Genomic DNA, 14,440 nt, shown 5'->3' with positions numbered 1-14,440 from the left:
ACGAGTGAAGGAATGCAGTCATGATCAAGTCAATCGGCCAAAATCCGAGCGCCGCCATAGAGGCGGGACGTTTGCGTGAAGGTGGAAAGACCCGTGCATCCTCCACGATCACGGGATCACCCGCCATGCCCACCTCCGATCTTTCCGCCAGCCCCGCCGCGCGCATGGCCGCGCAAGGCGCACCGGTCGATATGGACCGCATCGCCGCGATCAAGGCGGCGATCGCATCGGGCAATTATCCGGTGGATCCGGCGGCGATCGCCGAAAAGATGTTCGCGCTCGACCTGCCTGCCTGACATCATGCCGCTCGGCCTTGCCGCTCTGGATGATCTGTTCGCGGCCGCCGAGCGCCTGCGCGGCGTGCTCGGCGAATCGGACGCGCAGGCGATCGACGCCGCCGCCAGCGACGTAGGCAGGGCCGCGGCATCGGTCCGCGCCATCGGCGCCTGGCGGTCCGACCCCGCCGTGGCCGACCGATTGAAGGCGCTCGCGCCCCTGCTCGAATCGGCCCGCATCCGCTCCCACCTGCTCGCCGATCACGCCGCCCAGCGATTGTCGCTGCTCGCCGCTCACGGCGCCACCACCGCGCCGCTCACCTACGGCCGCTAGCTTTTTCGTTTGTCGGGCCGGCCCCCACCGCCGCCGCGCAAACCAAGGAAGCCGCCCCGCAACGGGCGGCTTTTTTCATGGGTCATGCTTAATCGCTCTTCATGAATATGAGCGCGCGTTAACCAAATATTGGCACGTCCCTTGCTCTAATGACCCTCGAACACATAGGGGGTTTTTTGTCGATGTCGGCCTTTGCGGACATTTCAGCACTGGGGGGCAGCAGCCGGGGCGCGCGCGTAACCAACGCGATCGCGATGGCCAGCCGCCGCACCGGCGTCGACTTCAACTATCTGCTGGGTCAGGCCAAGATCGAAAGCAGCCTCAACCCGACCGCCCGCGCCGCCACCTCCTCGGCGACCGGTCTCTACCAGTTCATCGACCAGAGCTGGCTCGCGGTCATCAACCAGCATGGCAGCGACTATGGCCTGGGCTGGGCGTCGGACGCGATCAGCCAGGGCAGCAACGGCCGCTATTATGTGTCGGACCCGGAACTGCGCCAGCAGATACTCGACCTGCGCAAGCATCCGGAGACCGCATCGGTCATGGCGGCCGAACATGCCGCCGACAACAAGGCCTATCTGGAAAAGCGCCTGGGGCGCGAAGCCGCGCCGGTCGATCTCTATCTCGCCCATTTCCTGGGCGTGGGCGGCGCATCCAAATTCCTGTCGGCGCATGACCGCGCGCCGGGCGCCACCGCCGCATCGCTGTTTCCCGCCGCCGCGCGCGCCAACCGGTCGATCTTCTACGATCGTTCGGGCAACCCCCGCAGCTTCGCCGATATCCGCGACCGTTTTTCCGCCAGGCTGCAAAAGGGCGTCGATTCGGTCGTCCCCGGCGCGCCTGGGCCGGACATCCAATATGCCGGCACGCCCGATGCGCTGCCCGCCAGCGCGCAGACGGTGCAACCCGCCGACTATGTGCGGATCGAAACCCAGCGCCTCGCGCAGCAGGCCGACATGTCGATCCGGCCCCAGCCGCAGACCGCGCGCCTCGCCTATCTCATGCTCGCCACCCTCGGAAGGTAACGGCCCGCTATGTCGCCCGCACAAATCAAAGCGAAGATCTGGATGAGCGCGGCCAAGGGGGCGGTGCTGCCGTTCGCCACGCTGATGGTCGTCCTGTTCATGATGGTGCCGGTGCCGGCCTTCATGCTGGACCTGGGCTTCATCGCCAACATCATGATTTCGCTCGCGGTGCTGATGGTCGCGCTCAACGCCGCCAAGCCGCTCGATTTCTCCAGCTTCCCCACGGTGCTGCTGTTCGCCACGCTGCTGCGGCTCGCGCTCAACGTCGCCTCGACCCGCGTGGTGCTGGTGTCGGGACATGAAGGATCGGACGCTGCGGGCCATGTGATCGAAGCGTTCGGCCATTTCCTGATCGGCGGCGACTATGTCGTCGGCATCTTCGTCTTCGCCATCCTGATGATCATCAACCTGGTGGTCATCACCAAGGGCGCGGGTCGCGTGTCGGAAGTCAGTGCGCGCTTCACCCTCGACGCGTTGCCGGGCAAGCAGATGGCGATCGACGCCGACCTCACTGCCGGCCTGATGACGCCTGAAGAAGCCAAGCTGCGTCGCGCCGAAGTCGCGACCGAAGCGGATTTCTACGGCTCGATGGACGGCGCCAGCAAGTTCGTGAAGGGCGACGCCGTCGCCGGCATTCTCATCCTCGTCATCAACATCGTCGGCGGCATCATCCTGGGCGTCGCCAGCCATGGGCTGACCATGGGGCAGGCCGCCGAAACCTATATATTGCTGGCGATCGGTGACGGCCTCGTCGCCCAGATTCCGGCGCTCCTGCTGTCGATCGCGGCGGCATCCATCGTCACCCGCGTCAAAAGCGAACAGGATCTGTCGGGCCAGGTCGCCGGCCAGTTCGGCTCGGCTCGCGCCTGGGTGCCGGTCGCCGCGATCATGGCCTGCCTTGGCGTGCTGCCCGGCATGCCGCACATGATCATCCTGCCCGCCGCCGCGCTCGCCGGCTTCATCGCCTGGCAGTTGCGCAGGACGGCCAAGGCGAAAGCGGACGAACCCGCCGCCGCGCCGCCGCCTGCCAATCCGGCGCTGATCGAATGGGACGACGTGTCGGACGGCGCCATCCTGGGCCTCGAAATCGGCTATGGCCTCATCGGCCTGGTCGACGAACGCAAGGGCGCGCCGCTGATGGCGCGCATCACCGGCATTCGCCGCCAGCTCTCGAAGGAACTGGGCTTCGTCGTGCCGATGGTGCGGGTAAAGGACAATCTGGCGCTCGAACCCAATCAGTATCGCATCACCATCGCCGGCGTGGTCGTGGGCGAAGACGAAATCTGGCCCGAAGACCTGCTCGCGCTCGACAGCGGCGCGCTGGAAGGCACGGTCCCCGGCCGCCCCGCCAAGGACCCGACCTTCGGCCTCGACGCGGTCTGGATTCCGCAAGCCAGGCGCAGCGAAGCGGTGGTCGCGGGCTATACCGTGGTCGATCCGCCCACGGTGGTGGCAACGCACCTCAACCAGCTGGTCGCGATGAACGCGGCCGAAATGTTCGGCCTCGATGAGACGCGCAAGCTGCTCGACACGCTCAAGGATTCAGCGCCGCAACTGGTCGATGGCCTCACCCCGGCGCTGCTCAGCCTCGCGCAGATTTCCGCGCTCTGCCGCGCGCTGCTGGCCGAAGGGATCGCGCTCAAGGATTTCCGCCGCATCTGCGAGGCGATGGTCGACGCGACCCGCCCCGACATGAGCATGGACCAGCTGGTCGAAGCGGTGCGCCAGCGCATCGGATCGCTGATCATCCAGGGGCTGGTGCCGGTCAAGATGCCGCTGCCCGTCATCACGCTGGACGGCGATCTCGAAGCGCTGCTGGCGCAGGCGATGCGCGTTGCGGGCGATGCCCGCCATCCGATCGAACCCGCGCTGGCCAACCGCATCATCGAATCGGTGGTGGACGCCGCTCGCCCGATCCTGGGGCAGGCGCGCAGCTTCGCCATCGTCACCTCGCCGCTCGCGCGCCGCGCGCTGGCGCGGCTGTTCAAGCCGCATCTGCCCGAAACGCCGGTGCTGTCCTTTCTGGAAATTCCCGATGGCAAGGGCGTCGAAGTGGTCGCCGTGGTCGGCGGCCAGCCCCGGCCCACGCCGCGCCATGATCCCGCGCCCCGCCATGATCCCGCGTTGACGCGCGAACGGGTCGCCTGAGGAGCCTGAACCCATGTATATGAAAAAGGTCACAGGCGGTTCGGATGCGCTCACCTACGGCAAGACCGCCCGCGCCGAAACGCCCGAACAGCTCGCCCGCCGCTACATGCCGCTGGTGCGCAAGATCGCCTGGCACGTCCATGGCCGCGTATCGAGCGCGATCGAGGTGGAGGACCTGCTCCAGATCGGCATGCTCGCGCTGGTCGAGGCGGCGAACGGCTTTGAAGATCGCGGGCTTGGCTTTGCCTCCTACGCGCAGTTGCGCGTGCGCGGCGCGATGATCGACCATCTGCGGCGACAGGCGACGCTCTGCCGCTCGGCCATGGCCCGGCGCAAGGAACTGGCCGGCGCGCGCCGGATGCTCGAACAACGGCTCGGGCGCACCCCCACCGAAGCGGAAATGTCGGCGCATATGGGCATCGACCCGGCCGAATTTCGCGAAATGGTCGACGGCGCGGAGATGATCCAGCACGCCAGCATGGACGAAGTCTATTCCGACCAGTCGATCTGGTTCGCCGACGTCGAAGACCGCGCCGACGACATCATGGAACGCGAAGCGCTCAAGGCCGCCGTCGCCCGGCATATCGGCGATCTACCCCAGCGCGAGGCGCTGGTGCTGCAACTCTATTTCGTCGAGGAACTCAATCTGGAGGAAATCGGCCAGACCCTCGACATCGGCGCCGCCCGCGTCTGCCAGATCAAGAAAGCCGCGCTCGACAAGCTGCGCGAAAAACTGCGCGACTGGAATTGATCGCCCGGCACGGGGCCAGCCGAGCGCCGAACCTGCCGACAGGCGAAGGGCGCATTCGTCCTGTCCTACAGGTCCCGCTCCCTGCTATGGTCATGGCCGGCTCTTTCAACCGTCCAGCCATCTATCGCGGGGCCTTGGAAAATTGCCCCGGCGCGACATGAAATTACCGATCGAGCGGGAAAAGTGCGAAGTTAAGCGTGGCTCTCACCCGTCATTGGCCGGTGAATCGCTATCCGTCTTCCGCGCGAACAGCCGCCGCGCCAGCGTCCAGCGGTGCCGCAACGGCGTATAGCCCTGGCCGCGCCACCATGGGTCGGCGACCTGGAACAGCCCGCTCGCCGCCGCCCTGCTGCCCAGGTCCTTGCGCGCCGTGGCCGCCGCCAGCATCGGCGCCGCGAACAGCCCCGCCACCACCGGCACGATCCAGCCGACGCAATCGGCGCGGATCGCCAGGCACAACAGCCCCGCTCCCAACAGCAGGTGCCATTTGAACAGCCACAGCGCGCTGGCGATCGCCATGCCGTCGCGGTCGCGGGTCTGGCCGCTCCAGCTGCTCTTGCGACCCATCAATATGCCAAACAGGTTGATCGTCTGGGTCAGCATCGCCACCGGCGCCATCAGGATCGACAGGATGATGTCGGCCACCACCCCCCGCGTCATCCGCGCCGCCCCGCCAAAGCCGATGCGCCGCGCCGGATCGGCCAGCGCCCAGATCATCGCCAGCAGCTTGGGACCAAATAGCAGCGCCGCGGTCAGCGCCAGCAGGCTCCCGTCCGGCAGTACCGCCGCCGCCGGCCACTGACCGGCGGCCGCCCCGCCCAGCACGACCAGCATCAGCAACAGCCACAGCGGCGACGTGCAATAGGCCGACGTGCCGACCAGCAGCTGGAACCGGCTGACCGGATGCAATCCCCTGATCCGGGCGATCAGCGGCACATGCTGGATATTCCCCTGGCACCAGCGCCGGTCGCGGGTGAACAGGTCGGGCATCGACGGCGGGAATTCCTCGAAACTATCCTCCGCCGTGACCATATGCACGTCCCACCCCCGCCGCCGCAGCAGCGCCGCCTCGATCATGTCGTGGCTCATGATATGCCCGCCAAAAGGCGCGCGGCCCGGCAGTTCGGGCAGGCCGCAGCTTTGCGCGAAGGCCCGCACCCGCACGATCGCGTTGTGGCCCCAGAACATGCCTTCCGATCCCGCCCACCAGATCATGCCCGCCGCCGACGTCGGGCCATAGAGCCGGCTCGCAAATTGCTGCCACCGCGCGAACAACGTCGCCGCGCCCATCACCGTGGGCACCGTCTGGATCAGGCCGACATGCGGATGCCGCTCCATATCGGCGGCAAGCCGCGCCATCGTCTGGCCGCTCATCACGCTGTCGGCGTCGAGCACGATCATGTGGTCGTATCCGCCGCCGAAACGCCGCACCCATTCGGCGATATTGCCCGGCTTGCGCCCGACATTCATTCCCCGGCGGCGATAATGGACGGGCCGGGTAAAGGCGGCGCGCAACTCCTGATAGGCCCGGCGCTCGGCCTCGCCATTGTCGGGGTTGGAATCGGACAGGATGAAGAATTCGAACCGCTCGCCCCCCATCACCCGCGCCAGCGATCGCTCCATGATCGACAGCCGGCCCAGCACGCCCAGAAAATCCTCGTTGCATACCGGCAGCAGGATCGCGGTGCGGCCCTTGAGCGGTTCGCTGCTGTCATGCGCCAGGCGATCCGACCGCCGCGACCCGCCGATCGTCAGCAACAGGAACCCGATCAGGCTGGTCGCAAAGCCAAAGGCGATCCAGGCGAACAGGGGGATGAACAGAGCGAGATAAATGCCCTCCCACATCGTGATGCCGTCAAGGCCGATCGAGCGGCGCATCTCGTGCGCCGCCATTCCTGCGGGGATCAGCGCCAGCACCACCACCAGCGTCCGCCGCGCCCACAGGTCGAGGTCGAATGGCGGTGCGGGCAGGCGCGGCGGCGCAATCGAAAAATCCTGATCGGGCATCGCGATCGGGGTTTCGGGCGGCAATTGCTCAAAGGCCGCGGAGGCAAGGTTCGGGTTATGGGGCAATGGGGTAATGCACCATTTCGCTGATCGCTCGTCCGCCGTCGCGCAGCTGGACCCGCAGGTCGGCCCCGGCGCCACCCTCGACCCGCACGTCCAGCGCGACGCGAAAGGTCCCGTGCAGCCCGATCACCGGGTAACCGCCGCGCTTGACCAGCGCCGCGCCGCTGACGTCCGTCCACAATTGAGGTTTGATGCCGGGAGGAACTCCTGTGAAATCGAGCACGATCCGCTGCCCGCCCGCCTCGGCCGCGCCGCGCCAGATATCGGCCAAACGCACGATCGGCAAAGGCGGCTCGCTCGATCCCCAGTCCAGCCTATAGGCGGCATCGATCCGCCGGCCCGGCCGAGCGACCAGCGCGGGCATCCAGTAGGCGGCGACATTGTCGACATATTCGCTCGTCGTCGGAAATTCGTAAAGCCGCACCTGCCCCGCGCCCAGCGTCGCGCGCGGCGTCGCGCGCAGCGACGGGCGGCGGTGGTAGAATACCCCGTCATCCTGATAATGGTCGAATTCGCGATCCCGTTGCACCAGGGCGAACGCGGCCGGATCGCGCTCGGCAAAGATGCTGACGCGAGGCGCGCGCGGATTGACCAGAGGCCGGGCATGGGCCGCGCCATCTGCCGCCTGGATGGCGAGCATGTCGGAATCGTGGATTTCGGGCCGCCAGTCGGTGCCCGCCGTCGCGCGGTTGGCCTGATCGTACCAGAACATGCTGGTCATCGGCATCAGGCCGAGTTCGGCGATGGCGCGGCGGGGGAACAGCGCGGCGGTCACTTCCTGACTGACGCCTTGCGCCGAAAGCCGGTTGACGAACCGAAAGGCGCCGGTGATCGACGCCCCGTCGAGCAACGCATGAACGATAAGGCTGTCGCTACCCGATCGTTCGAGCCAGAAGCTGGTGAAGCGCGGGAATTCCTCGTTGCCGACGCTGGTGTTGATCGCGATGGCGCGCGCCGACAGACCATATTGCTTATGCGCGCCAGCCGACCGGAAATAGCTCGCGCCCAGGAACGACAGCCAATCCGCGTCGCGCGCACCGTTCATGACCCGAAACCCCGCAAAACCGGCGTCGCGGCCGAGCGCCGCAACGGCGTTGCCGACGGGGGCATCGAACATCGTCGGGTCGTAGGGCAGGGGGCGTGCATATCCCCCCTCCACCACATGGATGGCGACCGGCTGCGGCGCGGTGGCGCTCAGCGGAAAGAAGCGGACCGCGACATCGCCCGGCATATCGTTCCACAATGTGCGATCGTAGCGAAAGCGCGCTACGTGCAGCGCTTCATAATCCACCTTTGCCGCGCCCGGATGAGCAGGCGTTTGGGCAAAGGGCCGACGGCCAAGCCGCTGCGCCATCGCCACCAGTATCTCCCACGAAAAACGCGTGCCGTGCGGCTGGGCGCGCAGGGCCGAGGGCAGCATCAGGGCGGCACTGGTGGCCGCGATCATCGCACGGCGGTCGATTCTGGTCATCACGTCATCATGGGGGGCGCCCGCCGCATTGCAAGGCGGCATGCCGGAGAAACGCGACGAAGCCTCCGCCCGGGGGGACGGAGGCTTCGCATATGCTGGCCGTTCGATCGAAGGTGATACCCCGGCGCGGTGGGGACTGTGATGCGCCGGGGCGTCATGACGGGCTGTCGGTGACCAAACCTCAGCCCATCAATGTGGTGCCGGGTTTAGCCGATCAGCTTCAGCACGCCCTGCTGGCTCTGGTTGGCCTGTGCCAGCATCGCGGTCGATGCCTGGCTCAGGATCTGCGACTTGGCGAGAGCGGTCGTTTCGGCCGAGAAGTCGGCGTCCTCGATGCGGCTGCGGGCGTCGGTCAGGTTGGTGACGTTGGCGGTCAGGTTGTTGACCGTCGATTCCAGCCGGTTCTGCGCCGCACCGAGCTTCGCCTGGGCCGTCGAGACGGCCGACAGGGCCGTGTCGTAGAGCGCCAGGGTCGCCGTGGTGGCGGTGGCGGCGCTGACCGTGGCGGCAGCGGCGCCGACGACGGGCGAAAGATCGATGCCGCCCAGCGAGAGAGACACGGTGTCGTTCGCGGTCGCGCCGGCCTGGATCGAAACCGTGGCGGCCGTGGTCGGGAACAGCGAGATGCCGTTGAACTTGGAATTGGTCATCGTGGTGCTGATCTGCGTGGACAGCTGGTCCAGTTCCGACGTGATGTTCGCCTTGGCATTGGTGTCGTTGGTGCCGTTCAGCGCCTGAACGGTCAATTCACGCATACGCTGCAGCATGTTGGTGACTTCACCCAGCGAACCTTCGGCGGTCTGGGCCAGGCTGATGCCGTCATTGGCGTTGCGGATGCCCTGGGTCATGCCCTTGATCTGCGCGGTCATGGTCGACGCGATGGCGAGGCCAGCGGCGTCATCCTTCGCGCTGTTGATGCGCTTGCCGGTCGACAGGCGCTCCATCGCGGTGCTCAGCGTCTTGCTGGCCATGGCGGAAGCATTGCTCGAGCGCAGCGCGGCGGTGTTGGTTCCGATAACAGTCATGTTATTCCCTTTCTTCCCATCTCAGGTCGCTGCCACTCGGCGCTTGCGGCCTCAGGGCAGATAACGGCCCGCGTCGCAGGAGCTTAAATCAGGCAGGTCACTTTTCTGGCCGGGTCAGCAGCCGGCAGTCCCAAACGGCCGGAAATCCGCCTTGATCGCGCCTGCATGCGGGCGGAAAAAAATTGCCGGGGTCGGCAAGCAGGGCGGCAAATTAACCGGATGATAACCATAGCTGGCGATATCGGTCCTATCGAAGGGGGCCGGATGTGCGGGGGCACGGACCGATCCAACATAGAGGGACCTTGTCATGCCGTCACTCGACATGAGCCGTGGTGTCTGTGCGCTCGTTCCGGGCTTGCAGCACTGGCTCGAAAACGCATTTCATGCGGTACGGATCGTCGAAGCCGACGCGCCACGCGAACGCGGCGCCATCCGCGTGCTGCTGATGCGCGAAATCGGCCATGCCACGCATCGCGACATCCTGATCGACCTGCGCGACGATCAACCCAGCCTGATCCCGGCGGCGGGCGGCCTGCCTGCCCGCATCGCCTTTGGCCTTGAAGATATGGGCTTTGCCTTTGCGCTGATCGCGGAGATGGCTCGTCCCGACGCCGTTCCCGCCGTGGGCGATGCGGCCAGCGCGCGGCTGATGACGCTTGCCGCCCGTATCGCTCGCAGCGATGCCACGGTGCTGGTCCAGGGCGACACCGGGACCGGAAAGGAAGGCATGGCGCGCTTCCTCCATGCCCAATCGGGCCGGGCAAGCCGCGATTTCATCGCCGTCAATTGCGCCGCGCTTCCCGAAACCATGATGGAAGCGATGCTGTTTGGCCATCGCAAGGGCAGCTTCACCGGCGCGGCCAACGCCTCCGAAGGCCTGTTCCTGGCAGCCGACGGCGGCACGCTGTTCCTCGACGAGATCGCCGAGCTGCCGCTCGCGCTCCAGGCCAAGCTGCTCCGCGCCTTGCAGGAGGGTGAAGTGCTGCCCGTAGGCGCGACTCATCCCGTGCCCGTCAACGTCCGCATCATCGCTGCCTGCAACCGCGATCTCGCTTCTGAATGCGCGGCGGGTCGGTTCCGCGAGGATCTGTACTGGCGCCTCAACGTCATGCCGCTGGAACTGCGTCCGCTGGTCGAGCGGCGGGGCGATATCGCCGCGATCGCCGCAGCCATTCTGCTGCGCCAGCAGACCGGCGCTGCCGGTGGCTTCGTCTGGCCGACCGCGCCGGCGATGGACAAGCTGGCGCATCATGTCTGGCCCGGCAATGCCCGTGAACTCGGCAACGTCCTTCAGCGCGCGATCGTGTTGCGCGAAGGCGAACGGATCGAAGCCGACGACTTGCATCTCGCCGCCCCGGCCCAGCCGGTCCGGCTGGTTTCGCCCGCGCCACAAGCGCCCGTCCGGCTTCAGGATGTCGCGCGCATGTCGAAGCTGGAAGCGATCCGCCATGCGCTGCGCGAGACCGACGGCCATCGCGCCGCCGCTGCCGCCAAGCTTGGCATTTCCGAACGCACGCTGCGCTATCGGCTCGCCGAGATGCGCGAACTCGCCGCAGCGTAAGGGGGGCCTGAACCATGGCTGTGACCGGCATTTCACCCACTGACAGCGTGATGGCGATCCGTAACGCCATCCTCCAGAAAAACGCGGCGTTGCGCGATGTCGCTTCGACCGGCACGGCCGGCGCGCCAGCGGGCATTGGCGGCGCCGACGCGACGCGCCTCGGCGGCTTTACCGATGCGCTCAAATCCGCGCTCGAACAGGTCAACGGCCTGCAGAATCAGGCGGGCGCGGCGGCGACCGCTTTCGAACGGGGCGAAACCACCGACATCGCGGCGGTCATGCTTGCCAAGCAGCAGGCGTCGGTCGGCTTCGAAGCGACGCTTCAGGTCCGCAACAAACTCCTGTCCGCCTACAAGGACATCATGAGCATGCCGGTATAATGATATGAGCGAGAACGCACTCACCATCGATGGCGGCGCAAGCGCCAAACCGGCCCTTCCAGCCATGTCCTCTCCCATGGGCGGCGGGCTTGACGCCCTGCGCGCGCGCGTCACCGGCTTCATGCGCCAGCCAGCCGTGGCGCGCAGCCTGCCGCTGCTCGGGCTGCTTGGCGTCGTTGCGCTGGCGGGGCTTGCCTGGCTGGCGCTGCGCGAGCCGCCCCAGCGCGATCTGTTCCGTGGCCTGCCCGACACCGACAAGTCGGCGGTGGCGCAGGTGCTCGAGCAGAATGGCGTTCCTTATGATTTCGATGGCAACGGTGGGATGACCGTTGCCGAGGACGATTATTTCAAGGCCAAGATGATGCTGGCCGCCCAGGGCCTTCCCAAGAGCGCGCCCGACGGCAACAGCATGATCGACAGCCTGCCGATGGGCGCCAGCCGCGCGGTCGAGGGCGAAAAGCTGCGCTCGGCGCGCGAAATGGACCTGGCTCGCACGATCGAGGCGATCGACAGCGTCGAGACCGCCAAGGTGCACCTGGCGGTCGAACCACCCAGCGTCTTCCTGCGCGATCGGGCCAAACCTTCGGCATCGATCATGCTGCGTCTTGCCAACGGCCGGACGCTGACCGACGAGCAGGTGAGCGCGATCGTTCATCTGGTCGCGTCGTCGGTGCCAGAACTCAGCCCTGACCAGATTTCGCTGGTGGACCAGAATGGCCGGTTGCTCAGCAATAACGACGGCAACAGCGCCGATGATCGCCAACTGGGGGTGCAGAACCGGGTCGAAGATCGCTATCGCCGCTCGGTCATTGCGCTGCTGACGCCGATACTGGGCGCGGACAAATTCTCCGCCGAAGTCCATGCCGAACTCAATTTTTCCGAGCGGCAGGCCACCCGCGAAACCTATCCGCAGGACGAAGCCCGGCTGCGCGTCGAACAGGGCAGTTGGTCCGCCGACGAGCGCGGCATGAAGGGCGGCGAGGCGGGCGGCATCCCCGGCGCGCTCAGCAATCAGGCGCCGGTCAATCCGACCACGACCGCGACCAATCCCAATGGACAGGCCGTGCAGCAGGGTCAGGCCGCCGCCGATGGCGAACCCGCCACCCCTGCCGCCGCCCCGCTCAAGACGCAGGAGACATTCAATCGCAGCTTCGAGCTGGGCCGCGAAGTGTCGGTCACGCGCGATGCGGTCGGCACCGTCAGGCGCCTGTCGGTTGCCGTGGCGCTGGACAATGGCGCCGATGGCAAGCCGCGCAGCGCGGCCGAGATCGCCGCGCTCGAAGCGCTGGTGAAGGGTGCTGTCGGTTTCGATCAGGCACGCGGCGACGTGGTCGCGCTTTCCTCGCGCAGCTTCGCCAGGCCGGTCGAGGTCGTCGCTCCCTGGTACGAGGCCGATTGGGTCGCGCCGCTGACGCGCAATGTCTCCGCGCTGCTGGTGGCGCTGCTTCTGATCCTGGGCATCGGTCGTCCGCTCATGAAGCGCCGCGCCGCGCTCAAGGAAGAGGCGGCCGCCGACGTCGCCGTGCAGGGCCAGCGCATCGGTCGCGAAATTTCGGGCGAACTGAGCCGCTCCGCTCTGGAAGCGCCCGATCCCTCCCGTCCGATCACGCTCGACATGATTTCGTCGACTCATGACTATGCCCAGCGGGCGGACCTCATCCGCAATTTCGTCAAGCAGGACCCGGATCGCGCGGCCCTTGTGGTTCGCGACCTGCTGAAGGAAGGGAAGAAAGAGAATGCCTGAAATAGTCCCCGGCCGGCCAGAGGCGCTCAAGGGCAGCGCCGCCGCCGCCGTGCTGCTGATGCTGTTCGATGAGGACGAAGCCGCGCAGATCCTCGCGCGCCTCGAACCCGACGAAGTCCGCCAGCTCGGCTACGCGATGTACGACGTTGCCGATGTCGCGCCCGACGAAGTCAACGAAGCGCTCGACCATTTCGTCAACAAGGCCAAGCGGCGCACCACTATCGGCTATGGCGCGACCCGCCATATCCGGGGCGCGATGACCAAGGCGCTGGGTGAGGAGCGGGCCGAAACGATCCTGGCGCGGATCACGCCGCCGACCCGCTCGACCCAGCTTGAAATGCTCAAATGGATGGATGCCAAGGAGATCGCGGCGCTGATCGAATCGGAACATCCCCAGATCATGGCGATCGTGCTCGCCCATCTCGAAGCCCCGGTCGCTGCCGATGTGCTGCAATTGCTGCCATCGGAATATCAGGAAGAGATCGTCTATCGTATTGCCACGCTGGGGCCGGTGTCGACCGAAGCCCTGGACGATCTGGAGCAGCTTTTGCTGCGCGGCTCGCCTTCCAAGAAGCAGGGGGCCGCATCGCAGCGCGGCGGCACGGTCGAAGCCGCGGCGATCATGAACAATGTCCGCAAGGACAATGAACAACGGATCATGAAAGCGGTCGCCAAGCGCGACAAGATCATCGCCCAGACGATCGAGGAGGAAATGTTCGTCTTCGACAATCTCATCGACATGGACGACAAGAATCTGGGCACGCTGATGCGCACGGTCGACAGCCAGGTGCTGGTGGTCGCGCTCAAGGGCACGACGGATATGCTCAAGGGCAAGATATTCACCTGCATGTCCGCGCGCGCGGCGCAGGCCATCGCCGACGAGATCGAGGAACGCGGCCCGATCCGCCTCGCCGAAGTGATCGACGCGCAAAAGCTGATCATCGCGACCGCGCGTCGCATGGCCGATGCCGGCACCATCATGCTGGGCGGCAAGGGGAATGATTTTGTCTAGAATCTGGGGTGCCGACGCTCAACACGACATCGCCAGCGTCGGCCTGTCCGCCATGCGCGAAAGCAACATGGGAAGCGGCTTTCGCAGTCTCTACACCGCACCGCCGGGCCAGGAAAGCGCCGCGCTGCGCGCCGCGGCACGGGCCGAGGAGGATGATCCGCTCGAACAGGCCCGGATCGAAGCCTTCACCATGGGTTTCGACGAAGGATGCCGCATTACGGGCGAGGCCGCGGCGGAAGATGTCGAGGCGCGCAACCGGCTCGCCGAGGCGCTGGAACTGCTTGCCCCCGCGCCCAGCGGCATGCTTTCGACCATGTTGTCGGCAACCGTCGTGCGCCTGGTCGAACAGATTGTGGGCGAGGTCCAGATTGATATCGAGCGCCTGGTCCAGCGATGCGACACCGTCGCCGCCTTCATCGAAAACGACGAAGGCAATGGCGCTCTGCACTTGCATCCCGATGATATCGCGATGCTGGCGGACGAACCGATCGCGGTGAAACTGGTGCCCGATGCGGCGATGCGGCGCGGCTGCGTGCGGCTGGAAACGGCGGCGGGCTGGGTCGAGGACGGGCCGGACGTGCGCCTTTCGCGGCTGCGCGCGCTGCTGGACGATATGGAAGGCCGTTCATGAAGGGGGTTTGGGC

At 66.4% G+C, this 14,440-nt stretch carries 13 protein-coding genes; 10 read left to right on the top strand and 3 right to left on the bottom strand.

All coding sequences use genetic code 11. The features are described from left to right. Positions 1 to 20 precede the first annotated feature (20 nt). The 5 genes from flgM (at position 21) to WG908_RS08950 (ending at position 4,533) form a co-directional block, all read left to right on the top strand. Positions 21 to 296 (top strand): flagellar biosynthesis anti-sigma factor FlgM, encoded by a 276-nt coding sequence (gene flgM, locus WG908_RS08970; protein ID WP_340186227.1) that lies wholly within the window; start codon positions 21 to 23, stop codon positions 294 to 296. A 4-nt stretch (positions 297 to 300) separates the two neighbouring features. After that, positions 301 to 609, top strand: a complete 309-nt coding sequence (locus WG908_RS08965) for a hypothetical protein (RefSeq protein WP_340186226.1) — start codon at positions 301 to 303, stop codon at positions 607 to 609. A gap of 182 nt (positions 610 to 791) precedes the next feature. Further along, positions 792 to 1,634, top strand: a complete 843-nt coding sequence (locus tag WG908_RS08960) for a lysozyme family protein (RefSeq protein ID WP_340186225.1) — start codon at positions 792 to 794, stop codon at positions 1,632 to 1,634. Positions 1,635 to 1,643: 9 nt separating this feature from the next. Next, complete coding sequence (gene flhA, locus WG908_RS08955; protein ID WP_340186224.1) at positions 1,644 to 3,782, top strand: flagellar biosynthesis protein FlhA; 2,139 nt, start codon at positions 1,644 to 1,646, stop codon at positions 3,780 to 3,782. A gap of 13 nt (positions 3,783 to 3,795) precedes the next feature. After that, positions 3,796 to 4,533 (top strand): sigma-70 family RNA polymerase sigma factor, encoded by a 738-nt coding sequence (locus WG908_RS08950; RefSeq protein ID WP_340186223.1) that lies wholly within the window; start codon positions 3,796 to 3,798, stop codon positions 4,531 to 4,533. A 204-nt stretch (positions 4,534 to 4,737) separates the two neighbouring features. On the opposite strand, the gene mdoH is transcribed toward WG908_RS08950, so the two are convergent. The 3 genes from mdoH to WG908_RS08935 all read right to left on the bottom strand — a co-directional run bounded on the left by mdoH (position 4,738) and on the right by WG908_RS08935 (position 9,099). After that, positions 4,738 to 6,606 (bottom strand): glucans biosynthesis glucosyltransferase MdoH, encoded by a 1,869-nt coding sequence (gene mdoH, locus WG908_RS08945; RefSeq protein ID WP_340186222.1) that lies wholly within the window; start codon positions 6,604 to 6,606, stop codon positions 4,738 to 4,740. Next, entirely contained in the window at positions 6,596 to 8,074 is a 1,479-nt protein-coding gene (locus WG908_RS08940) for a glucan biosynthesis protein (RefSeq protein WP_340186221.1), read from the bottom strand. The genes mdoH and WG908_RS08940 overlap by 11 nt, the downstream gene beginning before the upstream one ends. Positions 8,075 to 8,280: 206 nt before the next feature. Continuing rightward, the gene (locus tag WG908_RS08935) at positions 8,281 to 9,099 is read right to left on the bottom strand and encodes a flagellin N-terminal helical domain-containing protein (RefSeq protein WP_340186220.1); all 819 of its coding nucleotides are present in this window, start codon (positions 9,097 to 9,099) and stop codon (positions 8,281 to 8,283) included. Positions 9,100 to 9,406: 307 nt separating this feature from the next. Between WG908_RS08935 and WG908_RS08930 the strand changes: the two genes are divergently transcribed. From WG908_RS08930 to WG908_RS08910, 5 genes are read left to right on the top strand one after another with little or no spacing between them, the layout of a single operon-like run. Next, complete coding sequence (locus WG908_RS08930) at positions 9,407 to 10,660, top strand: sigma 54-interacting transcriptional regulator (RefSeq protein WP_340186219.1); 1,254 nt, start codon at positions 9,407 to 9,409, stop codon at positions 10,658 to 10,660. A gap of 20 nt (positions 10,661 to 10,680) precedes the next feature. Next, positions 10,681 to 11,040, top strand: a complete 360-nt coding sequence (fliE, locus tag WG908_RS08925) for a flagellar hook-basal body complex protein FliE (protein ID WP_340186378.1) — start codon at positions 10,681 to 10,683, stop codon at positions 11,038 to 11,040. Between the two features lie 4 nt (positions 11,041 to 11,044). Then, complete coding sequence (gene fliF, locus WG908_RS08920; protein ID WP_340186218.1) at positions 11,045 to 12,784, top strand: flagellar basal-body MS-ring/collar protein FliF; 1,740 nt, start codon at positions 11,045 to 11,047, stop codon at positions 12,782 to 12,784. Continuing rightward, positions 12,777 to 13,796 (top strand): flagellar motor switch protein FliG, encoded by a 1,020-nt coding sequence (gene fliG, locus WG908_RS08915; RefSeq protein ID WP_340186217.1) that lies wholly within the window; start codon positions 12,777 to 12,779, stop codon positions 13,794 to 13,796. Before fliF ends, fliG begins: the two co-directional genes overlap by 8 nt. Continuing rightward, entirely contained in the window at positions 13,783 to 14,427 is a 645-nt protein-coding gene (locus WG908_RS08910; protein ID WP_340186216.1) for a FliH/SctL family protein, read from the top strand. The genes fliG and WG908_RS08910 overlap by 14 nt, the downstream gene beginning before the upstream one ends. The last annotated feature ends 13 nt before the right edge of the window (positions 14,428 to 14,440 follow it).

This window comes from Sphingobium anseongense (assembly GCF_037725245.1).
Classification (GTDB): Bacteria; Pseudomonadota; Alphaproteobacteria; order Sphingomonadales; family Sphingomonadaceae; genus Sphingobium.
The sequence above is the reverse complement of the archived record's forward strand: the minus strand, read 5'-3'. Positions and strand labels throughout refer to the sequence as shown.